We start from the raw sequence: 21975 nt of genomic DNA on the forward strand, positions 1-21975 counted from the left end.
AACTTTCAGTATATTTTTGAAAACATCAATAAGGTTACATGACTTTTTAAAACTTTTTGTATATATATTTTATAAATAATACTATTTTTTAAAGTTAATATAACCTAACTATTTTTACTAACAGCAATCCATATTTGGCTCTTAATATTTTTAGGATCAGAAAAATCATAATTAAAAGAAATTTCTGGCGCTTGTACAAGTTGATAGTCAGTTGATGGCAACCATTCACTAAATATCTTTGCCCAAGTATCTTGCAAAGCATTTGGGAAAGGTCCTTCTACTTTAAATATTGCCCATATATTTTGTGGTACATTTATTACAGTAAATTGTTCTGGGAAATCAATATCAAGTGTTGTTATAGACCCGATGAGATGATCTAAAAATCCTTTTTCATTATAACGTCCCTCATCAAAATTATAGGACGCATTAACTACTTCTTTCACCTGAGTATTACGATAGTTTTTAAGTAACTGTCGTTGTTCCTCAGTAAATCTATCAATTATTTTTTCTTTTATTTTGTTATTTTCCCAGTTAAATTGGATGGGTATTTTAGCACTTAATCCTACCAATTTAAATGCTGACTTTTCTTCTATTCTGTAATTCATATTTATTCCTCCCCTTATTGTTAGTTGAAAGGACATCTTAGAAAAAAGTTTAAATTCTATTGCTTCACTCACATTTGATGGAGATATTCCAAACCATTCTTTAAATGCTCTTGAAAATCCTTCTATAGATTGATAACCATATTTAAAAGCAGTCTCCGTTATACTAGCACCCTGTTGCAATTCTATAGCGGCTTTTGACAATCGTCTTAATCTGATGTAATTACTCAATGATATTCCTGATAAAAATGAAAATATTCTTCTAAAATGATAATCAGAAACACCAGTAATAAGTTCCAATTTATGATTCTTTATATCTTCTGTCAGATGCTGTTCAATATACTCCAGTACAGTATTTAAATTTTCTAACATTTTTCCATCATCCTTTCAATTAATACTTTATCTTATTTATAAATTAACTGCTTGATAATTGTTGTACGAAAAATATCAATCTTATTTAAATTACATTTTAAGAGTTTTTTATAATAAACTAAAAATACTTACAAACAATAATAAAATTTATAAAAGTGTTTATAATTATTATTGCTGTAAGTAAATTTTTCTTAGTAGTTGATATTTATAGAACATATTATGAGAAATTACACTAACTTTCCTTATTAAAAATCCCCATATCTTTTAGTTGTCTATAATACCAATAGTTTATTAAATATGGCAACAAATAACTAATAAAAGCAAATCCTATATTCCATCCATTTGAATATAGGATTTTTCCATTTAATATACCAAGCCATTCTAGAAATGTTGTAAAAACTGCTGCAATAATCACAAGAATATAAGGATTAATTTTTGTTTTCTTAATGTAATATATCAAGTAAACAGAAAGTATTGGATATATACCTAAATCATATGGCATAGTAGAAAACTTTTCATACTGGTGGGGTGCTATGCTCCAAAACTTATAAAATATTCCCCAAGAGTTTACTGTAAATGCTATAACACTTTGGAATGGTGCTATAGTGAAAAGAGTTTTTTTATCTTTAAAATAAAATACTACACCGGAGATCCAAGGAATTATAAAACCCACTATTATATTAAATCACCTAATTATCATTTTTATATTATAATTCCCAAATTCATGAATAAATACATACATACGATTAACTTATTTTTAACTTTTATTTCTCTATTGGTCAATTTACCAATTTTAAAATTAAAATTTTCAGTGTATTCTAAAGACACATATACTGCCTTATTCCCTACAACTCACATTGTACACCACCTATTAATTTTCTAGTATTTCTGTAGGAGTAGCAGTTTTAACTACTATTATTCCATCATAAGCCTTGCTTGGTACCATATTTAAAGTATAAAATCTTTTTAGTATCTTTTGCCAACTATTAAACTTTGCACCTACACTTCCCATGGCCTGTTTTTCCTCAACGATTTTCTTTAAATCACTATCGGATTTAGCCTTTTTAAAATCCATGAAATATATATTTCCTGGTAAACTTAAAAATTCGTATACCAAGGAATTTGAATTTATAATACTAAAATTTTTATCTTTATCTTTGCTTGTAACTGCACTAAAAGTACTCTTATTAAAATCTGTTCCAATAGCATAATAGTCATTACCAAATTCATCTAGATTCAACTTAATCTTATTAACTCTCTTCTCTCTACTTATCATAATGAATTTTTCAAATAACAGTAATGTACTATATTATTAATTACACATAATAAACTACCTGCTTAGCTGATGATTTTCTAAGCACAAAAAAATAACAGGAACCATATAAAATTCCTGTTACATATATTGTTAATTAATTCCCCGATTTTAAAACATTCTGTATTTACAAATACTTCTTAAAACCTTGAACCACATCCCTATAATATCCAACTGACTCATAAAATTTATGAGCTTCTTTTCTATCTTTAGACGATACAAACATTATATAGTGAAATGCTCTCTTAGAACCATAATCTTCTATAAACTTCATTAACTCTCTCCCGATTCCCAATCCTCTAAAAATACTCTTTACAATTACATTTTCTACAACCATAAAAGGTCTGCATTCACCTGCAATATCACGACATACAATCCCTAATAGTGAACCTAGAAGATTCCCTCTATCATCTTTAGCACCAATTAACATATAATTCTCATTAGAATTCATCCAATTGAAATTTCCCCCCATCTTTTCCCCATTTGTTTTTTCTCCTATAAGTTCTTCATATAAATCTGACAATTCCCCAAATCATCAGAACTTAGCTTCTCTATAGTAATCAATTTTAAGTCCCCCTTATAAAATTAAATCACCATTAAATATTTATACTAATCTTAATTTAATATAACTGTATTTAAACAACAGTTTTTTTAATCCAATCTTTTCCTTCCACAAGTCTTGTTACCATCATAGTACATACTGTATTTCCTGTGGAATTTAATAAAGTTGCTGGAGCATCTATTATTGTACTTATAACTGCTACTATTCCCAAAACTTCAGGTGCAAATCCATATATGCTTATAATAAGCATTGCCCCTATAAGTCCTCCACCTGGGATAGATCCCATAACAGCTCCTATTAAATAGGATACTACAATTATTGTAACTATAGCTCTAAAACTAGTCATATCTTGGCCAAACAATCCAAGCAAAAATGTTATTTTTAAAACCCCTCCTATAACAGATCCATCCTTATGGGTATTTGCCCCTAAAGGTATAACTGTCTCTGCAATATCATCTGGCACTCCCATATTTTTTGTACTTTCTAAATTAATTGGAATACAAGCTGCACTGGAACAAGTAGCCAGAGATGTTATGGAAGGTGCTACTGAATTTTTCCAGAATATATTCACTCCTGCCTTTCCGCCTGCCATATATGCATATACACTGAACATAATAAAGTAGTATACAGCAGTAAGTATCAAATATAATACAAATACTCTTACATATCCTCCAATTATTTGTGGTCCTATTTGTCCTATTACTGAAGCAAAATAGCATGCAAGACCTATTGGTGCTGTATACATTATTATATCTATCATTTTTATCATTACGGCAGAACCGGATTCTAAAAACTTAGCAATAGGCTTTCCCTTTTCTCCTACCATAGCTGTTGAAACACCAAACATTATTGAAAATACAATTATTTGTAGCATATTTTTTCTAGAAAATAATAATGCAAAATCTGATACTGTAACTGTATTTACAATTCTCTGCAACATACTTATTTTTTCTTGATTTTGAACCTCATTAACTGTGTTTGCCATTATATTTTTCATAGCGGCAGGGTCTACTCCCTTTGTAGGATTCATTATTAAAGTTCCTAGTAAACCAATTACAGCTGCAATTAATGCAGTAAAAGTAAATACTACAAATACACTTAATAAAATTTTACCTAGTCTTTTCATATTAGACATACTTGCAATAGCTGAAGCCACACAGAAAAATACTAAAGGTACAATTGCAGTAAACATTAAGTTTAAAAACAGATTTCCTATAGGCTCTACTGCCTTTGCATTTGATCCTATAGCTAATCCCAGTACCCCTCCTAATATTACAGAAATAAGTAGTATTATAGACCATTTATAGTTTTTCCATAATTTCATATTCTCTCCTCCAAATCCATATACAACTTTTTCAAGTTTATATGGTTCTCAAATCCCTATATAAATTACCATTAAACTTAATTCTTATTACAAATTATATAATCTTTATAACAAATGTAACTCTAATCTTAATATATTAATTAGTTATATGAAAACTCTTTTTAACATGTCACTAAATAATAACCAAATTAATTTATTAAACTATTATATAGGAACTCTAAATACTTAATATATTATATATTTAATTTTTACTATTTTTATTGTTAAAACTGCTATTAATATTGCAAAAACTGCTATAATGAATATATATAGTATTAAGGATGGGATAATAATGAAAAAACAAAATTCTTCATCAAATATAAAAAGAGGATATCTTAACGAAGATTTTAAATTTTTTCACTTAAAAGATGAAAAAGATATGGAATTTCAACTTCACTACCATGACTTTAATAAAATAATTATTTTTATATCAGGAAATGTTAGTTACCTTATAGAAGGGAAAGCTTATAAACTTAAGCCTTGGGATATACTTTTTGTAAGCAGTAATGAATTGCACAAAGTTATAGTAAATAATGATGAACCTTATGAAAGAATAATAATATGGGTGAATTCAAAGTTCTTAGAACTGCATAATAAAAATAATAGTAACCTACTTAGTTGCTTTCAATTATCTTCTAAGTATAAAATTAATCTTTTTCGTATGGAAAAACACAATATTTCCTTAATAAAGCATACATTGTTTGCCCTTGAATCTGCCACTTTAGATACTGAATTTGGTAGTATTGTATTAAAAAATTCTTTATTTCTTCAATTAATGGTTTATCTAAATAGATTGTTTATAAATAATACCAACAATATAGAAAGAAAAGACATAGATTATGATGAACAAATAGAAGAAATTATAAATTATATAAAAGACAACCTTGAAAAAGATTTATCTATAGATGCTTTATCATCTAGATTTTTTATAAATAAATATTATCTTATGCACAAATTCAAATCTGAAACAGGGTACACTCTTCATAAGTATATACAACAAAAGCGATTAGCTTTTTCTAAATCTCTTATATTACGAGGACATAAAATTACAGAATTATATAGAACTTGCGGATTTGGAGACTATACTAGTTTTATACGGGCATTTAAAAAATCCTATGGCATATCACCTAAGGATTACTATAAAAATTTTAAGAACTTCTAAAAATATTTTTAATTAGATTAATTTAAATCTCTAATACAAACATTTGCTTTGTGTTCCTAACATTAATTTTAATTTATAATAAAATTATATTATTCTCTTATATTAATTTTAATCTCTTATGGGAATGTTTATTTTTTCAAGTATTAAATACAAAAAATAAAGCTAACAAATACTACTATCTGTTAGCCTAGGCATTATCTTTGAAGTTTGCTTTTAATATATTAGACTAATAATTATCTATGACATCATCTATTATCTTAAAAATTATTTTTGGTATTTTTTATCAATATCTATCATTCTAACTATTACTTATAATATCTTATATTAATATACACAATCCTAATGATTATTTTTTATATTTCATATTAATATTAGCATGACTACTCATTCCAAGTGCTAATCCTAACATAAATCCTAAGCCAAGCATGATCCACAAAATAGGTCCAAAGATGTGACTATTGAATAAAATCTGTCCTAAAACACCAGTAATGCCACCTACTACTACACCTATAAATAAACGGCTGCCATATATAAGGCCTATTGCTTCCTGTGTAGCAGGATCCATACTTTCAATATAGTGTTGCAATTTTTCACAGTATTCATCTTTTAGTAATGGATTTTCTGGATTTTGTACTTCAAAATCAATTTTATCTTTTTGTAGTGCATCTTCTTCAGAGTAACCTTGATTCACCAAATCCTCTATATAATCTGTCATATATCCCGCTAATTCTTCTGTTTCTTCCTCATGCTTTTTTGAGCTTATTTTAAATTTCCCAACTTCTTTTTTAGCTTTATTTATAGTATCGTTAGCCTTTAATCCTAGTATCTCAAAATAAGTCATATCCTCTTTTTGAAGACTTTTTTAGTATTTATTTTAGCAAATTATTCTATTTGTTCTTTTATATTATTTGATATAGACATAATTATTCTACTCCTTTATAAAAATTATCCATTAATTTCTTTATAAATTCCCATTCCTGCTTTTTTGCCTCTACATATAGCCTTCCCTCAGATGTGATATGATAGTATTTTCTTCTTGCAGCATTACCTTCTTGCCAATAACTTTTTACATATCCATTTTTCTCTAATCTTTTAAAAGCTAAGTACAAAGTTCCTTCTTTTAGTTCAAATTTATCATTACTCATCTCTTTAGCTTCCTTGGCTAGATTATATCCATAGCTGTCCTTGTCATAAAGTAATGATAAAATAATTGGATCTATGTAACCACGAAGAACTTCTTTATCTAATTTTATCTCTCTCGACAGACTCACCTCTTTCGGTATTATGCATCTTACTAGTATCAATATATTTCTTAATATATTGATACAAATTATAAACTACTTTGGTAAATATTGATAACAATTAAATTTCCTATATGAAGTATTCTACTATAATATATACCTTGTTATAAGTTATACCTTATTATAATATATACATTGTATAGAAAGGTATACAAAATGCAAGTATTTTATATGAATTTTTTATAATAAAGTTTTATTAATAATTATGAAACTTTATAATTTATAATCCTTAACTCAATGAATCATAATAAAATAGCTATAAATAACAATTCTAAAATAAATTCTTATAATTATATTTCACCCATTTATTTTCATAGAACCTACAGAATATCTTTAATTTTAATATAGTAAAATAAAAAGATACACTAATAAACTGTATAGATAAGCTAAGAAGTTCTTAATTTAAAACTTCTTAGCAAAACAAATTAGTTTATCAGTGTATTTTTATTTTTGTAATGTTAAAATTAGATATTTTTATTTTAACCATCAAATTAATAATATAAATTTTTCTTTATTTCTTACTATTTTTAATTTCAGTCCATATATCATCATAGAGTTTTGTAGATGATCCTACATCTTTTATAAGTTCATTTCCTTGTACTGCTTTTCTTGGTGGATAAATAGCTATATCATTTAATTTATTTTTATCCATTAACCGATACGCTGCTTTGTTTGGGTTTGCATAAGGAAACTCCTCAGATACTTGAACACTTACTTCTGGTTTATATATAAAGTTTATAAACTCTTGTGCTAACTTTTTATTTTTAGCTTTTCTAGGTATTACAAAGTTATCATATTGAGGAACTACCCCTTCTTTGGTTAAAACCACTTCCAAATTAGGATTCTCTAGTTTTGCCAAATACGCTTCTGTTCCCCATACATATCCTATAGATGCCTCTCCATTTATAAGAAGTGTTTTTGGAGAGTCACTATCAAAGGCTTTTACATTAGGCATTAATTTTATCAAATCTTCTTTAGCCTTTTTAAGTTCCTTTGGATTTCTTGTATTTATAGAGTATCCATTCTTTTGCAGCGCTAACCCTATCATGATTCTTGGATCATCTAAAATTACCATAGAATTCTTAAAGTGACTATCCCATAAGTCATTAAAAGAAGTAATTTTCTTCTTTATTTTACTTCTATTTACCACTATATAGTTTCCTCCCCACATATAAGGTAAACTATAAGTATTTTTAGGATCAAATGGTAAGTTAAGTACGTTCTTATCTATATTTCCTAAATTAGCAATATCATTTTTATTTATAGGTTGAATTAATTTTTGCTTTGTCATTATTTCAATAGCATAATCACTAGCAACTACTAAATCATAAGGAACATTTCCTCCCATTAACTTTGCAATCATTTCTTCATTAGAAGAAAATGTTGAATAATTCACCTTTACATTATATTCTTTTTCAAACTGATCAATAACAGACTGTGGTAAAAATTCCGACCAGTTAAATACATTTAACACCTGTTTCTCTGCTTTAGCAGTATTTCCAAAAATAGTGAATCCAACTCCACTAACCATTAATAGTATTACTATAGCTGAGAGTACTGTTTTAACCTTTTTATTTTTAAGCATATTTCTTCTTATACCTTCTGCTATAACTACCATACTTAAAGTAAATACCATCATTACTGTTGATAATGCATTTATTTCAGGGGTTACGCCAAACTTAACCATAGAAAATATTTTAAGTGGCAGTGTATTACTATCTGGTCCTGCAGCAAAGAAGCTTATAATAACATCATCTAAAGATAATGTAAAAGCAAGTAGTGCACCTGATATAATCCCCGGAGATATAACCGGTAATGTAACCTTAGTTAATGTCTGCCAAGGTGTAGCTCCTAGATCTTCTGCAGCTTCCTCTAGTGCGGAATCAAATCCATCTAATCTAGCTCTAACCACTATAACAACATATGAAATACAAAATGTTATATGAGCTAGTATTAATGTTATAAGACCTGCATCTAGGTGAAGAGACGAGAAAAAGGCAAGCATGGATATGCCCATAACTATCTCTGGAATAACTACTGGAATATAGAGTAGCCCTTCCATAGCTTTTTTTCCTTTAAATTTATATCTATACATACCTATAGCAGCTAAAGTTCCTATAATTACTGCAAAAAAGGTACTTACAAAAGCTATTACTAAACTATTTTTTAATGCTTCTAATATTTGATCATTGTGTATCAAACTTTTATACCAATCTAGAGTAAATCCTGTAAATGTAGCATTTAATTTAGACTTATTAAAAGAAAACACTACTAGAACAAGGATTGGTAAATATAAAAAAATATAAACTAAAGCTGCATATATTTTGCTTAACAAATTCTTATTATTATTCATCTTTAGATAACCCCCTCAGTACCCTTCTTTGCTTTGGTTCCTTTAAAATAAAGTCCTATAGCTATAAGCATTAAAATAATTAATATTACTGCTATAGCTGAACCAAAAGGCCAATCTCTAGAGGTTAAAAATTGATTTTTGATTAGGTTTGAAATAAGCATAGTCTTACTTCCACCCATTAAATCTGATATAAAGAAATAACCTAATGTAGGTATAAATACAAGCATACAACCTGCTATAATACCTGGTAGAGTTAAAGGCAGAGTTATTTCTTTAAAGGTTTTGTATGGAGAAGCTCCAAGATCATTAGCAGCTTCTATATAACTCATATTTAATTTTTCTATAGATGTATAAATAGGAAGCACCATAAAAGGCAGCATTATATAAAGCATTCCTACAAATACAGCACCATCTGTATAAAGCATTTGCATTGGAGAGTGAATTAGCCCCAATCTCATAAGATATGTGTTAATTACTCCCTCTGTTTTTAAAAGTATTATCCATGCATAAGTACGAACTAAAGAATTAGTCCAAAATGGTAGTATAACTAATAACAATAATAGTCCTCTATATTTTTTACTTGATCTTCCAATAAAATATGCAAAAGGATAACCTATAATCAAGCACCCTAATGTGGTACTAATAGAAATAATTAAAGTTTTAATCAAAATTTGTCCATACATAGGGTCTATAAGCCTTTTATAATTTTCTAGTGTAAAGGATAGTCTTATGTCTCCATACTCACCTCTTGATAAAAAACTAACTATCAATACAAGAAGTAAAGGGACAACAAAAAATGTAATAAGCCATAGGGCAACGGGCCCAACTGTCTTAAATACCGGTGTGGATTTTTTTAGTTTGCCTTTTATTGAATTTTTATTTTCATTTAACTTAATATCTGTATCCTGATTATGCAATTGCTTTTCAGAACTATTTGAAAAGCTCTTGCTGCTTTTCCCCCACATTAGTCCATCACCACTGCATACTTAGGATTCCAGGTAGCAAACACGTGGTTTTCATTGTAGTTATCTAGAGAGTATACATCACTTATAGGCTCTGATACCACAAATTCTCTTCCATTTTGGGTAACAACAACTGTTTTAATTACAGATCCATTATAAATTCTTTCTTTAACACTTACCTTTATTCCAGCCATTCCATTATCCACATTATTAGAAAGTTTAATTCTCTCTGGTCTAATAGCAAGACATACATCCTGTGTAATAGATGTGGAAGATCCAGTTACTAAAATTTCTTCTCCATCATCTTCATCTACAAGATATCTATTATTATTTTTCTCTAAAATTTTTCCTTCAAATAAGTTAGTCTCTCCAATAAAATTTGCAACAAACTTAGTTTTTGGTCTTTCATATATATCTGCTGGAGTTCCGACATGTTCTATAACACCTTTATTCATAACCACTATTCTATCTGACATAGTTAAAGCCTCTTCTTGGTCATGAGTTACATAAATAAAAGTTATTCCTAACTTTCTTTGAAGTTGTTTTAATTCTAGTTGCATTTGTTTTCTAAGTTTTAAATCTAATGCTCCTAAAGGTTCATCTAATAAAAGTACCTTAGGATTATTTATAACGGCTCTTGCTATAGCCACTCTTTGCTTTTGACCTCCAGAAAGCTCACTTGGCATTCTATGTTCATAGCCTTCAAGCTGTACCATTTTTAACATTTCTTTTACTCTTTCTTTAATCTTATTTTCTGGTACATTTTTAACTTTTAAACCAAAAGCTACATTTTCGAATATGTTCATATGGGGAAATAATGCATAACTTTGAAATACTGTGTTAACGCATCTTTTATAGGCAGGTACCTTTGAAACCTCTTCACCGTCTATGAAGATTGATCCATTGCTTTGTTCTTCAAAACCTGCCATCATTCTTAATGTTGTTGTTTTACCACATCCACTCGGACCTAGAATAGTTAAAAATTCTCCTTTGTTAATATCTAGAGAAACTTTATCCACAGCTAAAGAATTACTCTCTGAAAATTTTTTACTAACATTTTTTAATTGAACCATTACCTCAATCAAGAAAATCACCTCTACCTTTATATTATTTATTTATATAGACTTAAGTTAATTATTTTTATATCTTTTACTTTGTATAAGCTAAATTAAGTCCTATAAATATTGATTATGTAAAATTTATAAAAATTTTTATAAAACCAGTTTAAAATTTAGTCGGAATTTTTAATGATTTATTTATTCCACCTAAATACTATTAATAGAATTTTTAAAAGTTTGGTCATTAAATTCAATAATGCTATTTTGTTATTTAGGAAAAATATAATCAAAAATAACTTCTTATTGCATAGTGAAAACAATTAAGCACACATAAGTTCTTGCACATAATGAAAAAGTATAAACAATTGTAGCTTCTTGTGCATGTTAAAAACTCTAAAATTTAATAATTCTAACATTTACCATTTTGGCAAAAATCAGAATATTAACAATAGGGTAAGATTAAGTTGATCAAATATAAATTTATAAATAAAACAACCCCCTGGATAAAAATCACAGGGGGTAAAGATTTTACAATAATAATTTATGGCATAAGTAAACAATCTTTTTATATGGATTTAGACTTAATTTAGTTTTTTAAAAAAAGTCATAAATAATACCTCAACACATTATCTCATATATATGTATACATGAAAATTGAAGTATTTCTTATCCATCTACCCCTGATTTTTCTTCATTTTTTGCTAATATAAATTTACTACTTAGCGGCCTGTCCGTAATCATAATATCCCTCTCAACAATTTTTTATTATTCATAAATTGAATTTTTCAAATTTATGAATTGTTTATTAAATCTATCAGATTAGATTATAGCAAAGCTGTAAAGAAAATTCTACAATTTATTCAATATAAATTGAAATAATTATGAGACAAATTAATTTATACTTATTAATACTATGGTTAACTTGCCTATTATGCCTATAATAAGCAATATTAAAGAAAAACTATGTAATTTTAAAAAAATTACATAGTTTTTCTCATATTGATGATAAAGTTCTATTTTGAATAAAATTTATTTTTATAAACCTTAATATTACTACTTTTGAAAAATTGCATAATTAAAGATATAAAATATTTTTTCAATATATTGTGTTTTAAAATTATAAACTATAGCATATATTCATGGAACTAAATTTTGAAACATATTATGTAATTATATAACTTAAAATGGTAAACTTTCATTCATATTACTTACTTTCATTTCTTAAAATGAAAGCACATTTAGTAATAATACAAAAAAAATAAATATAGCATACTAATACTTTCCCTGATACAAAAAGCTTGGCACAATTAAATAAATATATTTTCAACCTCTTCTTTTGTTACATTTCTTACATTATCTTTTGATATAATTTTTATAAAATCTCCTTTTTCTAATATTCCCAAGCCTATTTTTGTTCCTTTTTTCATTATAAGTTAGAAAATTTATTATTAAATTAGAAAAGGCTCTTTTATAAGCATAGTCTCTACTAAAGAATTTAATTCTTTTTCTTTACTTATAAAATTAATATTTTTATCTTTAAAATTAGGATTTAATAAAAGTTCATTCTTAAGTTCTTTTAAAAGACTTATCGCATATTATATTGTAATAATTAGCCCCCTTCACCTACTTTGTTGAATTGAGGTGTAGTTTATAATTCAGCAAAACATCTATCAAAAATGTTCTTATTTTTTATTTCAATTACTCTAGTGCAGTATTTAAGTACTTCTCTTCTATGAGTAATCACTATAATTGTACTGTTTGCTCTATATTTAAAAATATTCCTTAAAACTATTTCTTCTGACTCTAAATCTAGTGCCGCAGTTGGTTCATCTAGAATAATTATAGGATATTCATGGGATAAAAAAATACGTGCCAAAGCTAACTTTTGACACTGTCCTCCTGATAATTTTACTCCTTTTTCACCAACTATTGTATTAACACCCTTTTCCATTACTTCAATATCTTCTTTAATATTAGCTAGTGATAAAGCCTCATTTATTTTTTCTTTTTTTATATTCTTTTCTCCCATTATTAAGTTATCTAAAATACTTCCATTGAAAATAAATGGTTCTTGCTTTATTAACAAAATTTTATCATAATAAGATTTATTAAATTCTCTTATGTCATAATCACCTAATAAAATATTTCCACTAAAATTATCTTCTAACTTTAAAATAAGATTCATAAGAGTAGATTTCCCACTTCCATTTTCCCCTACAATCCCAATTTTTTCACCATACCTCATCTCTAAATTTACATTATCAAATAAATAGGTTTCATTATATGAAAAACTTATTTTTTTTATTTTTAAGGTATTCGTATTACCACAATTAATCTCTCCGAATTTAATTTTATATTGTTCATTTTCTAAAATTTCATAAACTCTATCAATCGATGCCTGTGTTTTTTTAAATTCAATATAATCATTTATTAAAGCAACAATAGGGGTAAACAATTTTTGAACATATAAAGTCATTGTAAAAAGTGATCCTACAGTTAAGTATCCTTTCAATATCATAAGTCCTCCAAAAAATAAAACCAAAATAAGATTCATTCCTTCAAAAACCCCATCTAATATATATGATTTTGCTCTGATTTTTACTCCTATAAATTGAAAATGGAAATACTCATTTTGACTTTCATTATATTGGTTTTGAAAATACTCTGACTGATTCTGTAACTGTATATTTGATATACTATTAATCATTTCTTGACTTACTGATTGAAATTCTCCTCTTTTTATACTTGTTTTGTAAGCTGATTTTTTAATCCCTTTTCCATATCTTCTTTGGAAAATCAAATATATTCCAGAAATAATCAATGATATTACTGTTATTCTAAAATTTAAAAAAGTTAAAATTACTGTTAACCCTATAAACGTCATGACATTAATAAAAATGTCATTAACTACATTCATAAATAGTGTTTGTATGTTTATAACATCTTGTTCTAAGATTGATATAATTTCCCCTACTTTATAGTTTCTAAAAAACACTAGGTTATACTGAAAAATTTTAGAAATAATTTTATTTTTTATATGTATGCTAATTTTTTTACCAAGATTAAAAAAATATATTGTTTTTATATACCTAAATAATATAGATATCCCTATAATTACTATCATTATGGATGTATATAATAATAATTTTTGCAAATCTTTATTGGTTATTGCATCATCAATAATTAATTTTAAAAAATATGGATAAATAATATTACTAGCTGAATATATTATCAATATAAGCATACCTATTATTTGATTTTTGGTAAATATGTGTAAGTATTCTTTGTAAAAATTAGTATATTTTTTTATCATTCTTTTTACCCCTTAATTTCGAATCAATCTGTTATCTTTGAATAAACTCTAATTGATTTTATATTTATCACAGTATTTATATTTTAAGAAATAAATTCAACACTTGATTTATATGAATGAAAAACATTAACTAAACATTTTTCTAGTAAAATGTCCTCTTATAATTAGGTTCTACATATTTAACCTCACTATATGAATTTAACAAATCTAAAGCAATATCTGCATAGTTAATATTATCAAACTTAATGACATACGCATCTATTATTTTAAGATAATCTTTTACTACGATATTTTGTACTAAATCTTTTTCTAAATGTTCAAGACAATTTTCTATAGTTACTTCACTATTTAACTTTACAATTAATTCCCCTATATACTCATTATCATTTACACCTTTATTAATTGTTTTTTCGGATAAATTCCCTTGATTGTTTCTCTGCCCAATGTATTCGGTCATATATTTGTTACTAAATTGATCCGATGATAAAATCGATTTTGGGTACGGATATTTGACTTTTGTTTCAACAGTTTCAATATTAGAACATACTACTGCTTTATATGCATTAAGAATTCCTCCACTTAAAACTTTATTGTTTAAGTTTTTTAATTGTGTTACATTTTTTTTATCAACAACTCTTTTTTTTACATCCATAGGTGTCAAATTATTATCTAAAGACCATACTAATCCACATACTGCTGAAACAAAAGGCGTTGCTGAGGAAGTGGCATTTGCATAGACATACTTGTTCCCAAGATATGTACTTAATATTCTTTCCCCTGGTGCTGCTATATCTGTAGGACCACCATAATTTGATGTTATATATAATTCACCATATTTATCTATAGCAGCTACTACTATACTATTATCAATACGATAACATGCAGGATATTGTGGAATTTCCCCCAAATCCACTCCACTATTTCCAGCAGCAATAATAAATAAAATATCTTTTGAATTGAGCATAGCCTCCCTTTCTGCTTTTGATGGTTTTGTACCACTAAAACTACAATTAATAATCTTAATACCATGTCGTTTTGAATATTCAATAGCTTTTATGAATGAATCAGAGGCATCGTTGTAAATTGGGTAATTCTCTATTTTACTACCCAATATCTTAAGTGAAATAAGTTCTGTATCTGGTGCTATACCAACCATACCACATTTTTCTTCTTGTGATGCACCAATTATTCCTGCAATATGTGTCCCATGTCCACTTTTAGCTGCTGATTTATAATCTTGCTCATTCTCTGGAAATATATCATTTGATTCATGTACAAAATTATAGCTTAGTTTTAAATTAATACTATTTATTAAATCACTATGTTTATAATTGGTACCTGTATCAGCAATACCTATTTTTACGCCATTTCCGGTTGTGTATTTCCATACTGGTAAAATATTTATATCTAGTCCATTTTTTTTATTTAATAATCCCCATTGATATTTAAAGTAATAATTCTTAGGTTCTTCTATATAATTAATATTTAAAGTATACATTACATTCTTTTTTGAGCTATTCATAAGATTAATCTTAATATAATAATTTCTATAATTTTTTAAAGTCGTTGCTAATCTAATGGATTTAACATTAGAAACACATGAGCTATTTATATAATCTGTTTTTTCTTCATTACATATAGCAGCACATAATTTATCAGTACCATTACAAATTATTTCATAACTTCCAGTTAATTTTGGGGTAAAAATATAACAATCCTCACTATTATAGCCAGTTAATTTCCCATGGATTTTTTCCCTTAAATTTAACAAATTATAATATTCTAATTTGTTTATATTTTCAATTCTATCAAAAATCTTATGCATATCTATAATTCTTTTATTTGTTTCATCAATATACACCTTACATCTACCTCTTTTTATAGTATTGCCACTTTCATATAATGGATTGAATCTCATTTTTAACTTTACTAAATATAAATCAACTCTATTATTATAAGTAGCTACAGTTTAAAAACTTTTACATATATTAGTGATTTTCTTAACTTAATAATATCTAATATCTTTCACTAACTATTTTTTTTACTGCATAGTGAAACAGTATTCCACTTATAATAATCAAGATAATTCTTCCTATCCATAATGGATATGCAAAAGTAATATAAAAGCCCTCAGATTCAAGTATGCTTATATTTAGCGGAATAGAAACATACACATTATTTATAACTAGCAATGTAGTAATAATAATGAAGTAACTTAAATAAACTAAAACCTTATTTTTAATTATTAAATTTAAAGACATTGCCAATAAATTAGACACTACAATTTCTATAGACACAATAATAATATTTACTAGAAAAAGTTTAATGGGAACTGTTCCAAAATATAAATAATTTATAACTAACACTAGCAACTGACCTAAAATAAATGGTACTATATGAGCAAAACTAAGTAGCATAAGTGCACTATAAAAATATATTTTGCTATCCTTAATATATAATCTAATAAAGTCTTCAAATAATTTAATAAAATCTTCATTTATTAGCATCATAGTTACTATTATGCTTGAAAAAACAATACACACTTGCTGATAATTATATCTAAATATATAATCATCCATTTCAGGCATGTATACTTTGTTCTTCTGATCAAAAAAAGCTAATATAAAATACATGATTAGCACATATATATAATACATTTTATTTCTTCTTATAATATTCCATTGACATTTTAAATTATTTTTTATTTTCATATATTAGCCACTCCTAACTACTGATTCAATTATTGATTTTATATCACTATCCTCCAATAGTTTTGGAAAATGTTCTTTAATAATCTCTATAAATTCTTTATTATTTTTAGGAAGTTTGTTTTGTACTAAAGTATACAGCTTAGGTATATCATCCATATATTTATCAAACATTATATTAATAATTTTCTTTAAAAAATTATCTTCCGTAGTTGATGATTTATTACGTTTACTTATAAATTGTTCAGATACTTCAACTAAATCCTTAGAAGAAATGTATGAATTATTTTCAATGGCAGACTTATATATATGTTCCCTGGAACCCTCTACTATTTGATATACATATTTATTATCTATATTATTTATACCACTCTCAATTTGATCAAATGCTCGATTTATAAAATCTCTCAATAAATCAGTTTCTTGAAAATTTACCATTGCATCAGAAAAGATGTTAATATAAAAAATAGATTTTTCTTTCATGATAGGTACTGGTCTTGTTTTATATAATGGATATAACAAATAAGATACATAATATTTTTTAAATTGATATTCTCTTGATTTGCTTCCTATTCCAATTTTTTCAAATTGATCTTCAAGATTTGTTAGTAAACTAGCTAAAACGGTTACTGAATGTTCATCTACACCTTTAAATTTTACAATTTTATCATTTACTACAATTGTATCAAACTTACTTTTTTCAATTTTTTTATTAAAAGATAACTCAAAAGATATTATTCCAACAAATACACTAATCCCTATACATATTATAATGGCAATTTTTAGACTTCTATATTTTTTATAAAATACTTTTAAGTACTTAGCACTTAAGAGTAAAATAATACTTAATGTAATTAAGGAAACTGTATTTATAATATTAATTCTATTTATATTACATAACTGCAAAGTTGGGGAAATATAACGCTTAAACTCATTTGTTGTCCATAAAGAAGAATAAGCGAAACAATATATATAAAATGTAACAATTAATATTACTCCTAGAAAATTCTTAGAAAGTTGTGCAAACCACATACCTAATGCAATTGAAAAGCAGTAATGAACTGTTGCAATTATTATGGCATGATAAATATTACCTTTCATAAAAAACGTACAAAATAAGAATATATATATATAATACAAAATATTTTCTAAAATACTTCCTTTAAAAAACATTAAATACCTAGAATCATCCTGTATAGGACTTTCATAAAAAATGAAATCACAATTTTTACGCTTAAATAAAGTGTTTAGTTGATAAGTATTAATAGAAATCCAAAATAGAACAAAAATATGGGCTATTAACCTTAGCGTTAAATTTCCAGTACTTAGGAAAATCAAAAAACATAATATAATAATCTGAAATATGTATTTACATCCCAGAAAATCTTCTAGATTTCTTATATGTAATAGCTTTTTTATTTTAAGCATTATATTGTTAACCCTCCTTAGGAAAAGTCATATAAAAATAAGCATCTTCCAATGTAGGTTGTGTAAGAGTATATTTATTCTTAATATCTACCTCTTCTGAAATAAATCTCACCTCTAGTTTTTTATTTTTTCTTGTAATAGAAATAACTTTTCCATATAAAGAATCATCAACATGACTAGAACTATCTATGAAGTCTAAATATATTTTTCCATTAGCTTTTTCTGTAAAATTATCTACTGACCCACAATAAAGTATTTTTCCTTTTTTCATTATAGCCAAATTTTCACACATCATTGAAATATCACTAATAATATGTGTAGAAATTATTAGTGCTCTATCTTGTGATATTTCATTTATAATATTTCTAAATCTAAGCCTTTCATTGGGATCTAATCCAACCGTTGGTTCATCTAAAATAATTAATTTAGGATTTCCTAATAAACATTGTGCTATGCCAACACGTTGCTTCATCCCACCTGAAAGATGTTTTATTTTACTATTAAGTTTATCCTGTAAATTAAATTTACTCATCAAAGATATAATCTGTTTTTTTCTTTCATCTTTTTCTAATATATTCTTCAAGAGTGCTATATAATCCAGCATTTCAAATACAGTTAAATTATCAAATAAAGAAAAGTTCTGAGGCAAGTATCCCAATATACTTCTAACCTCATTTACCTGACTTGGTAACTTATAATTGAATATAGTCGCACTTCCTTCACTAATAGGTAATTGAGTTGCAAGTGTCTTCAATAGAGTAGTTTTACCAGCACCATTTTCTCCGATTAATCCAAATATTCCTTTTGGGATTGATAAACTTACATTATCAAGACTTTTATTTTTGCTCTTCAAATACTTTTTAGTTAAATTTTTAACCTCAATACTCATAGTTCCTCCATTTCCTGTTAAATAAATTTGTTCAATCATATTGTTTTATTATTAAAACTCATCAATTTGGAAAACTCAACTAAAACTTTTTATAAATATAATATTTAAATAAATAGAGAGTAATCTATAGTTAATTACTCTCTATTGAGATCAAATTAGTAACCACTTCTAAGCATTTTATTCTTCTCTACCATAATCACAATTACCGCAATCTGCCTCACCAAAGTCAACAGCGTCACAGCTACTACATCTATCATGTTTATCACATAAAACACACCAGCTTGGATCCCTGTCTTGACATGATTTGATGATTGAACTATTAATTTGTTTCATTTTCCCCATCCTCTCCAAAATTTTATAGTTAGTGGCTTACGGAATTCCGTAAACATTTTTTGAGTAACTTTATAGCCGTTAGGCTTTTATATTTTCTTTCACTATAAAATAACAAATCATAGTGAAAGAGAATAAACATATTAGAATTTTATATCTATATTTACTCTTAATAACATTACTGCTTATAAAGAATAAATTTAGAGTATTATTTTCATCTTAGAAATTCTTTTTTCCAAATAACTTTTCTTTCTGTTCATTGTCTAATCTTATATATAATTTAATGATTTCTCGTGCAATTTGTTTATTAGATTTACATAATTTTTCTGGGGGAATTCTAATATCTTGATTCATTTCAAAATTCTCATTTATACATCCCCCAGCACATATGTTTCTACTAAGACATGTAGCACATTTCTCAAATTCTTTTAATCCAACGTTTGAATAAAAGCTATCATTTTCACAAGGGATATCATTTCGTATATTGCCAAGTCTCATAAATTCATTCCCAACGAATCTGTGGCAAGGATATATATTTCCTTCAATATTTACAGCCATAATATTAGTACCTGAACCGCATCCTTTTGTTCTTAACCCATCTGATTTAACTTTATTTAACATATCAATTACAGTTAAGTATTTTTTAGCCCTATCAAAATCTCCTTTTTTAATACATTTCTCTACTTTTAAAATCACTTCTTTCTGCCCTTGTACAATATTTTCCATATCTTCATCATTTAATAAATTTAATGCAGGTGCCCATGCTACTTTTTTAAAGCCAATGTCTATTAAGTGATCTACATTGTGTAATATATCTGAATTTTTAGGAGAAATTGTAGCTCTTGCTGTTAATAAATTAGTTTTTCTTAATTGCTCAGTATTCTTTATTACTTGATCATAACAACCTTTTTTATTATCATAAAATCTGTTGGAATTTTGTATTTCTTTATCACCATCTATACTTATTGTTGTATAAATTCTATTCTGAATAATAAATTCTTCAATTTCCTTATTAATAAGTGTGCCATTGGTTGTCATAGAAAAACCAATTTTTTTATTATTTTTTTTCTCTAATACCTTTGCATATTCTACTAATTTTTTTATTAATTTGAAATTTAATAATGGCTCTCCTCCAAAAAAACATATATTTAATTTTTCATCTGATGAATATTTTATAAAATAATCTATAGCTTTCTTTGCTGTGTTCTCATCCATAACCCCTTTATGATTGTATACTCCATTTACTCCATAGCAATAAGTACATCGTAAATTACAATCTTGAGTTACCATTAAAACTAAACTACTTGCATTCATCTCTTTTTTGTTACTAGCTATTTTGTCATATAATTCTTTTAATTTTACGTCATTTTCATCAGTTTGAATAATAAAATTCTCTTTCATAAATTTTAGAGTTTCTTTATACTCCTCATTATTAATTTTTTCATCAACATTATTTTCTAAAATATTACAAGCTGTATTATCTAATGTAAATATTCCACTAGTAATAATGTTATAAAGGTATTTCTTTTCATTTTCATAAATAATATCATAAGAATAAAACTTACTTTTTTCTAATATTTCATTCATAATTAAATCTATTCCTTTCTGAAATTTCGCGATAAAATTCTATATTTGTTATCGCTTATCCTTTTTTATTTTTTGTCATCCACATAAAAATGATTAATCAAGTATTATTTTACTAATATAACCATATGCAATTATGAAATTAGCTTATTTTAGTTATAAGTTAATTCTTTCATATGTAAAATCCTCCTAATTATTTAGTTATTATATAATTCGGATATCATATATAATATTTTTATCGTAAGCAAGATTTCAAGTTATACGAAGTAACAATAACAGCATGTACCATTTTTTACTTCTTATGTACTAATATTATAGTATCATGTATCTTTGTAAAATTAAAGAAAATATACACATAAATTCAAAATAATATTTTAATCCTAAAACACAACAATGACGTTTAATAAATATATTGATTTTAAAATATATAAAATTAGATTTAAATTCTTTATTAGATTCATTAGAGTGTGTCTGAAAACTAACTAGTGCAAAAGACTTAAATTTTAGCTATAATAATATAAAAAACTATGAGGTTAAAACAATGACACAAAAACGATACCAAATATCAGATGAACAATGGAATCAAATAAAAAACTTATTTCCCGTTGCAAAAACAGGAAGACCACCCAAAGATAATAGAATTATGTTCAATGCCATACTATGGATTGCAAGAAGC

General features: G+C 26.2%; 19 protein-coding genes. 2 read left to right on the forward strand and 17 right to left on the reverse strand.

Annotation, left to right across the window (positions count from 1 at the left end; all coding sequences use genetic code 11):
• Positions 1-104 precede the first annotated feature (104 nt).
• The 5 genes from NGI68_RS15350 to NGI68_RS15370 all read right to left on the reverse strand — a co-directional run bounded on the left by NGI68_RS15350 (position 105) and on the right by NGI68_RS15370 (position 4172).
• The gene (locus NGI68_RS15350) at positions 105-974 is read right to left on the reverse strand and encodes an AraC family transcriptional regulator (RefSeq protein ID WP_251862319.1); all 870 of its coding nucleotides are present in this window, start codon (positions 972-974) and stop codon (positions 105-107) included.
• A gap of 232 nt (positions 975-1206) precedes the next feature.
• Entirely contained in the window at positions 1207-1647 is a 441-nt protein-coding gene (locus tag NGI68_RS15355; protein ID WP_251862320.1) for a CBO0543 family protein, read from the reverse strand.
• A 198-nt stretch (positions 1648-1845) separates the two neighbouring features.
• A complete protein-coding gene (locus NGI68_RS15360) occupies positions 1846-2250 on the reverse strand; it encodes an erythromycin esterase family protein (protein WP_251862321.1) in 405 nt (134 codons plus the stop codon).
• Between the two features lie 163 nt (positions 2251-2413).
• Positions 2414-2809, reverse strand: a complete 396-nt coding sequence (locus tag NGI68_RS15365) for a GNAT family N-acetyltransferase (RefSeq protein ID WP_251862322.1) — start codon at positions 2807-2809, stop codon at positions 2414-2416.
• Between the two features lie 112 nt (positions 2810-2921).
• Positions 2922-4172 carry a dicarboxylate/amino acid:cation symporter gene (locus tag NGI68_RS15370; protein ID WP_251862323.1) on the reverse strand — a complete coding sequence of 417 codons (1251 nt, stop codon included), beginning with the start codon at positions 4170-4172 and terminating at the stop codon, positions 2922-2924.
• 331 nt (positions 4173-4503) lie between these two features.
• Between NGI68_RS15370 and NGI68_RS15375 the strand changes: the two genes are divergently transcribed.
• Complete coding sequence (locus NGI68_RS15375) at positions 4504-5373, forward strand: AraC family transcriptional regulator (RefSeq protein ID WP_251862324.1); 870 nt, start codon at positions 4504-4506, stop codon at positions 5371-5373.
• A gap of 346 nt (positions 5374-5719) precedes the next feature.
• On the opposite strand, the gene NGI68_RS15380 is transcribed toward NGI68_RS15375, so the two are convergent.
• From NGI68_RS15380 to papB, 12 genes are all read right to left on the reverse strand, one after another.
• Entirely contained in the window at positions 5720-6214 is a 495-nt protein-coding gene (locus NGI68_RS15380; protein WP_251862325.1) for a hypothetical protein, read from the reverse strand.
• A gap of 82 nt (positions 6215-6296) precedes the next feature.
• Positions 6297-6677, reverse strand: a complete 381-nt coding sequence (locus NGI68_RS15385; RefSeq protein WP_353505411.1) for a PadR family transcriptional regulator — start codon at positions 6675-6677, stop codon at positions 6297-6299.
• 508 nt (positions 6678-7185) lie between these two features.
• Positions 7186-9027 (reverse strand): extracellular solute-binding protein, encoded by a 1842-nt coding sequence (locus NGI68_RS15390; protein ID WP_251862326.1) that lies wholly within the window; start codon positions 9025-9027, stop codon positions 7186-7188.
• A gap of 2 nt (positions 9028-9029) precedes the next feature.
• On the reverse strand, positions 9030-9992 hold the full coding sequence (locus tag NGI68_RS15395) for an ABC transporter permease (protein ID WP_251862327.1): 963 nt from the start codon (positions 9990-9992) through the stop codon (positions 9030-9032).
• Entirely contained in the window at positions 9992-11074 is a 1083-nt protein-coding gene (locus tag NGI68_RS15400; RefSeq protein WP_286010124.1) for an ABC transporter ATP-binding protein, read from the reverse strand. The genes NGI68_RS15395 and NGI68_RS15400 overlap by 1 nt, the downstream gene beginning before the upstream one ends.
• A 1621-nt stretch (positions 11075-12695) precedes the next feature.
• A complete protein-coding gene (locus NGI68_RS15405; protein ID WP_251862328.1) occupies positions 12696-14360 on the reverse strand; it encodes an ABC transporter ATP-binding protein in 1665 nt (554 codons plus the stop codon).
• Positions 14361-14502: 142 nt separating this feature from the next.
• Positions 14503-16278, reverse strand: coding sequence for a S8 family serine peptidase (locus NGI68_RS15410; protein ID WP_251862329.1), 1776 nt, complete (start codon positions 16276-16278; stop codon positions 14503-14505).
• A 97-nt stretch (positions 16279-16375) separates the two neighbouring features.
• A complete protein-coding gene (locus tag NGI68_RS15415) occupies positions 16376-17071 on the reverse strand; it encodes a hypothetical protein (RefSeq protein WP_251862330.1) in 696 nt (231 codons plus the stop codon).
• Positions 17072-17074: 3 nt separating this feature from the next.
• Positions 17075-18169: a hypothetical protein gene (locus tag NGI68_RS15420; protein WP_251862331.1), complete on the reverse strand. Its 1095-nt coding sequence runs from the start codon at positions 18167-18169 to the stop codon at positions 17075-17077.
• 334 nt (positions 18170-18503) lie between these two features.
• A complete protein-coding gene (locus NGI68_RS15425; RefSeq protein WP_251862332.1) occupies positions 18504-19424 on the reverse strand; it encodes an ATP-binding cassette domain-containing protein in 921 nt (306 codons plus the stop codon).
• Positions 19425-19562: 138 nt separating this feature from the next.
• Positions 19563-19718: a hypothetical protein gene (locus NGI68_RS15430; protein WP_251862333.1), complete on the reverse strand. Its 156-nt coding sequence runs from the start codon at positions 19716-19718 to the stop codon at positions 19563-19565.
• Between the two features lie 216 nt (positions 19719-19934).
• A complete protein-coding gene (gene papB / locus NGI68_RS15435; protein WP_251862334.1) occupies positions 19935-21302 on the reverse strand; it encodes a PapB family radical SAM/SPASM ranthipeptide maturase in 1368 nt (455 codons plus the stop codon).
• 538 nt (positions 21303-21840) lie between these two features.
• Between papB and NGI68_RS15440 the strand changes: the two genes are divergently transcribed.
• On the forward strand, positions 21841-21975 hold a 135-nt coding region (locus NGI68_RS15440; protein ID WP_251862338.1), incomplete at its 3' end, for a transposase.

It is taken from the genome of Clostridium sp. Marseille-Q2269 (genome assembly GCF_943736985.1).
In the GTDB taxonomy this organism is placed as follows: Bacteria; Bacillota; Clostridia; order Clostridiales; family Clostridiaceae; genus Clostridium_F.

What these genes read in the sequence shown, in the direction of transcription:
- NGI68_RS15350 (WP_251862319.1), bottom strand. Translation starts at nt 974, where the DNA reads ATGTTAGAAAATTTAAATACTGTACTGGAGTATATTGAACAGCATCTG.
- NGI68_RS15360 (WP_251862321.1), bottom strand. Translation starts at nt 2,250, where the DNA reads ATGATAAGTAGAGAGAAGAGAGTTAATAAGATTAAGTTGAATCTAGAT.
- NGI68_RS15370 (WP_251862323.1), bottom strand. Translation starts at nt 4,172, where the DNA reads ATGAAATTATGGAAAAACTATAAATGGTCTATAATACTACTTATTTCT.
- NGI68_RS15375 (WP_251862324.1), top strand. Translation starts at nt 4,504, where the DNA reads ATGAAAAAACAAAATTCTTCATCAAATATAAAAAGAGGATATCTTAAC.
- NGI68_RS15380 (WP_251862325.1), bottom strand. Translation starts at nt 6,214, where the DNA reads ATGACTTATTTTGAGATACTAGGATTAAAGGCTAACGATACTATAAAT.
- NGI68_RS15390 (WP_251862326.1), bottom strand. Translation starts at nt 9,027, where the DNA reads ATGAATAATAATAAGAATTTGTTAAGCAAAATATATGCAGCTTTAGTT.
- NGI68_RS15395 (WP_251862327.1), bottom strand. Translation starts at nt 9,992, where the DNA reads ATGTGGGGGAAAAGCAGCAAGAGCTTTTCAAATAGTTCTGAAAAGCAA.
- NGI68_RS15405 (WP_251862328.1), bottom strand. Translation starts at nt 14,360, where the DNA reads ATGATAAAAAAATATACTAATTTTTACAAAGAATACTTACACATATTT.
- NGI68_RS15410 (WP_251862329.1), bottom strand. Translation starts at nt 16,278, where the DNA reads ATGAGATTCAATCCATTATATGAAAGTGGCAATACTATAAAAAGAGGT.
- NGI68_RS15415 (WP_251862330.1), bottom strand. Translation starts at nt 17,071, where the DNA reads ATGAAAATAAAAAATAATTTAAAATGTCAATGGAATATTATAAGAAGA.
- NGI68_RS15420 (WP_251862331.1), bottom strand. Translation starts at nt 18,169, where the DNA reads ATGAAAGGTAATATTTATCATGCCATAATAATTGCAACAGTTCATTAC.
- NGI68_RS15425 (WP_251862332.1), bottom strand. Translation starts at nt 19,424, where the DNA reads ATGATTGAACAAATTTATTTAACAGGAAATGGAGGAACTATGAGTATT.
- NGI68_RS15430 (WP_251862333.1), bottom strand. Translation starts at nt 19,718, where the DNA reads ATGAAACAAATTAATAGTTCAATCATCAAATCATGTCAAGACAGGGAT.
- papB (WP_251862334.1), bottom strand. Translation starts at nt 21,302, where the DNA reads ATGAATGAAATATTAGAAAAAAGTAAGTTTTATTCTTATGATATTATT.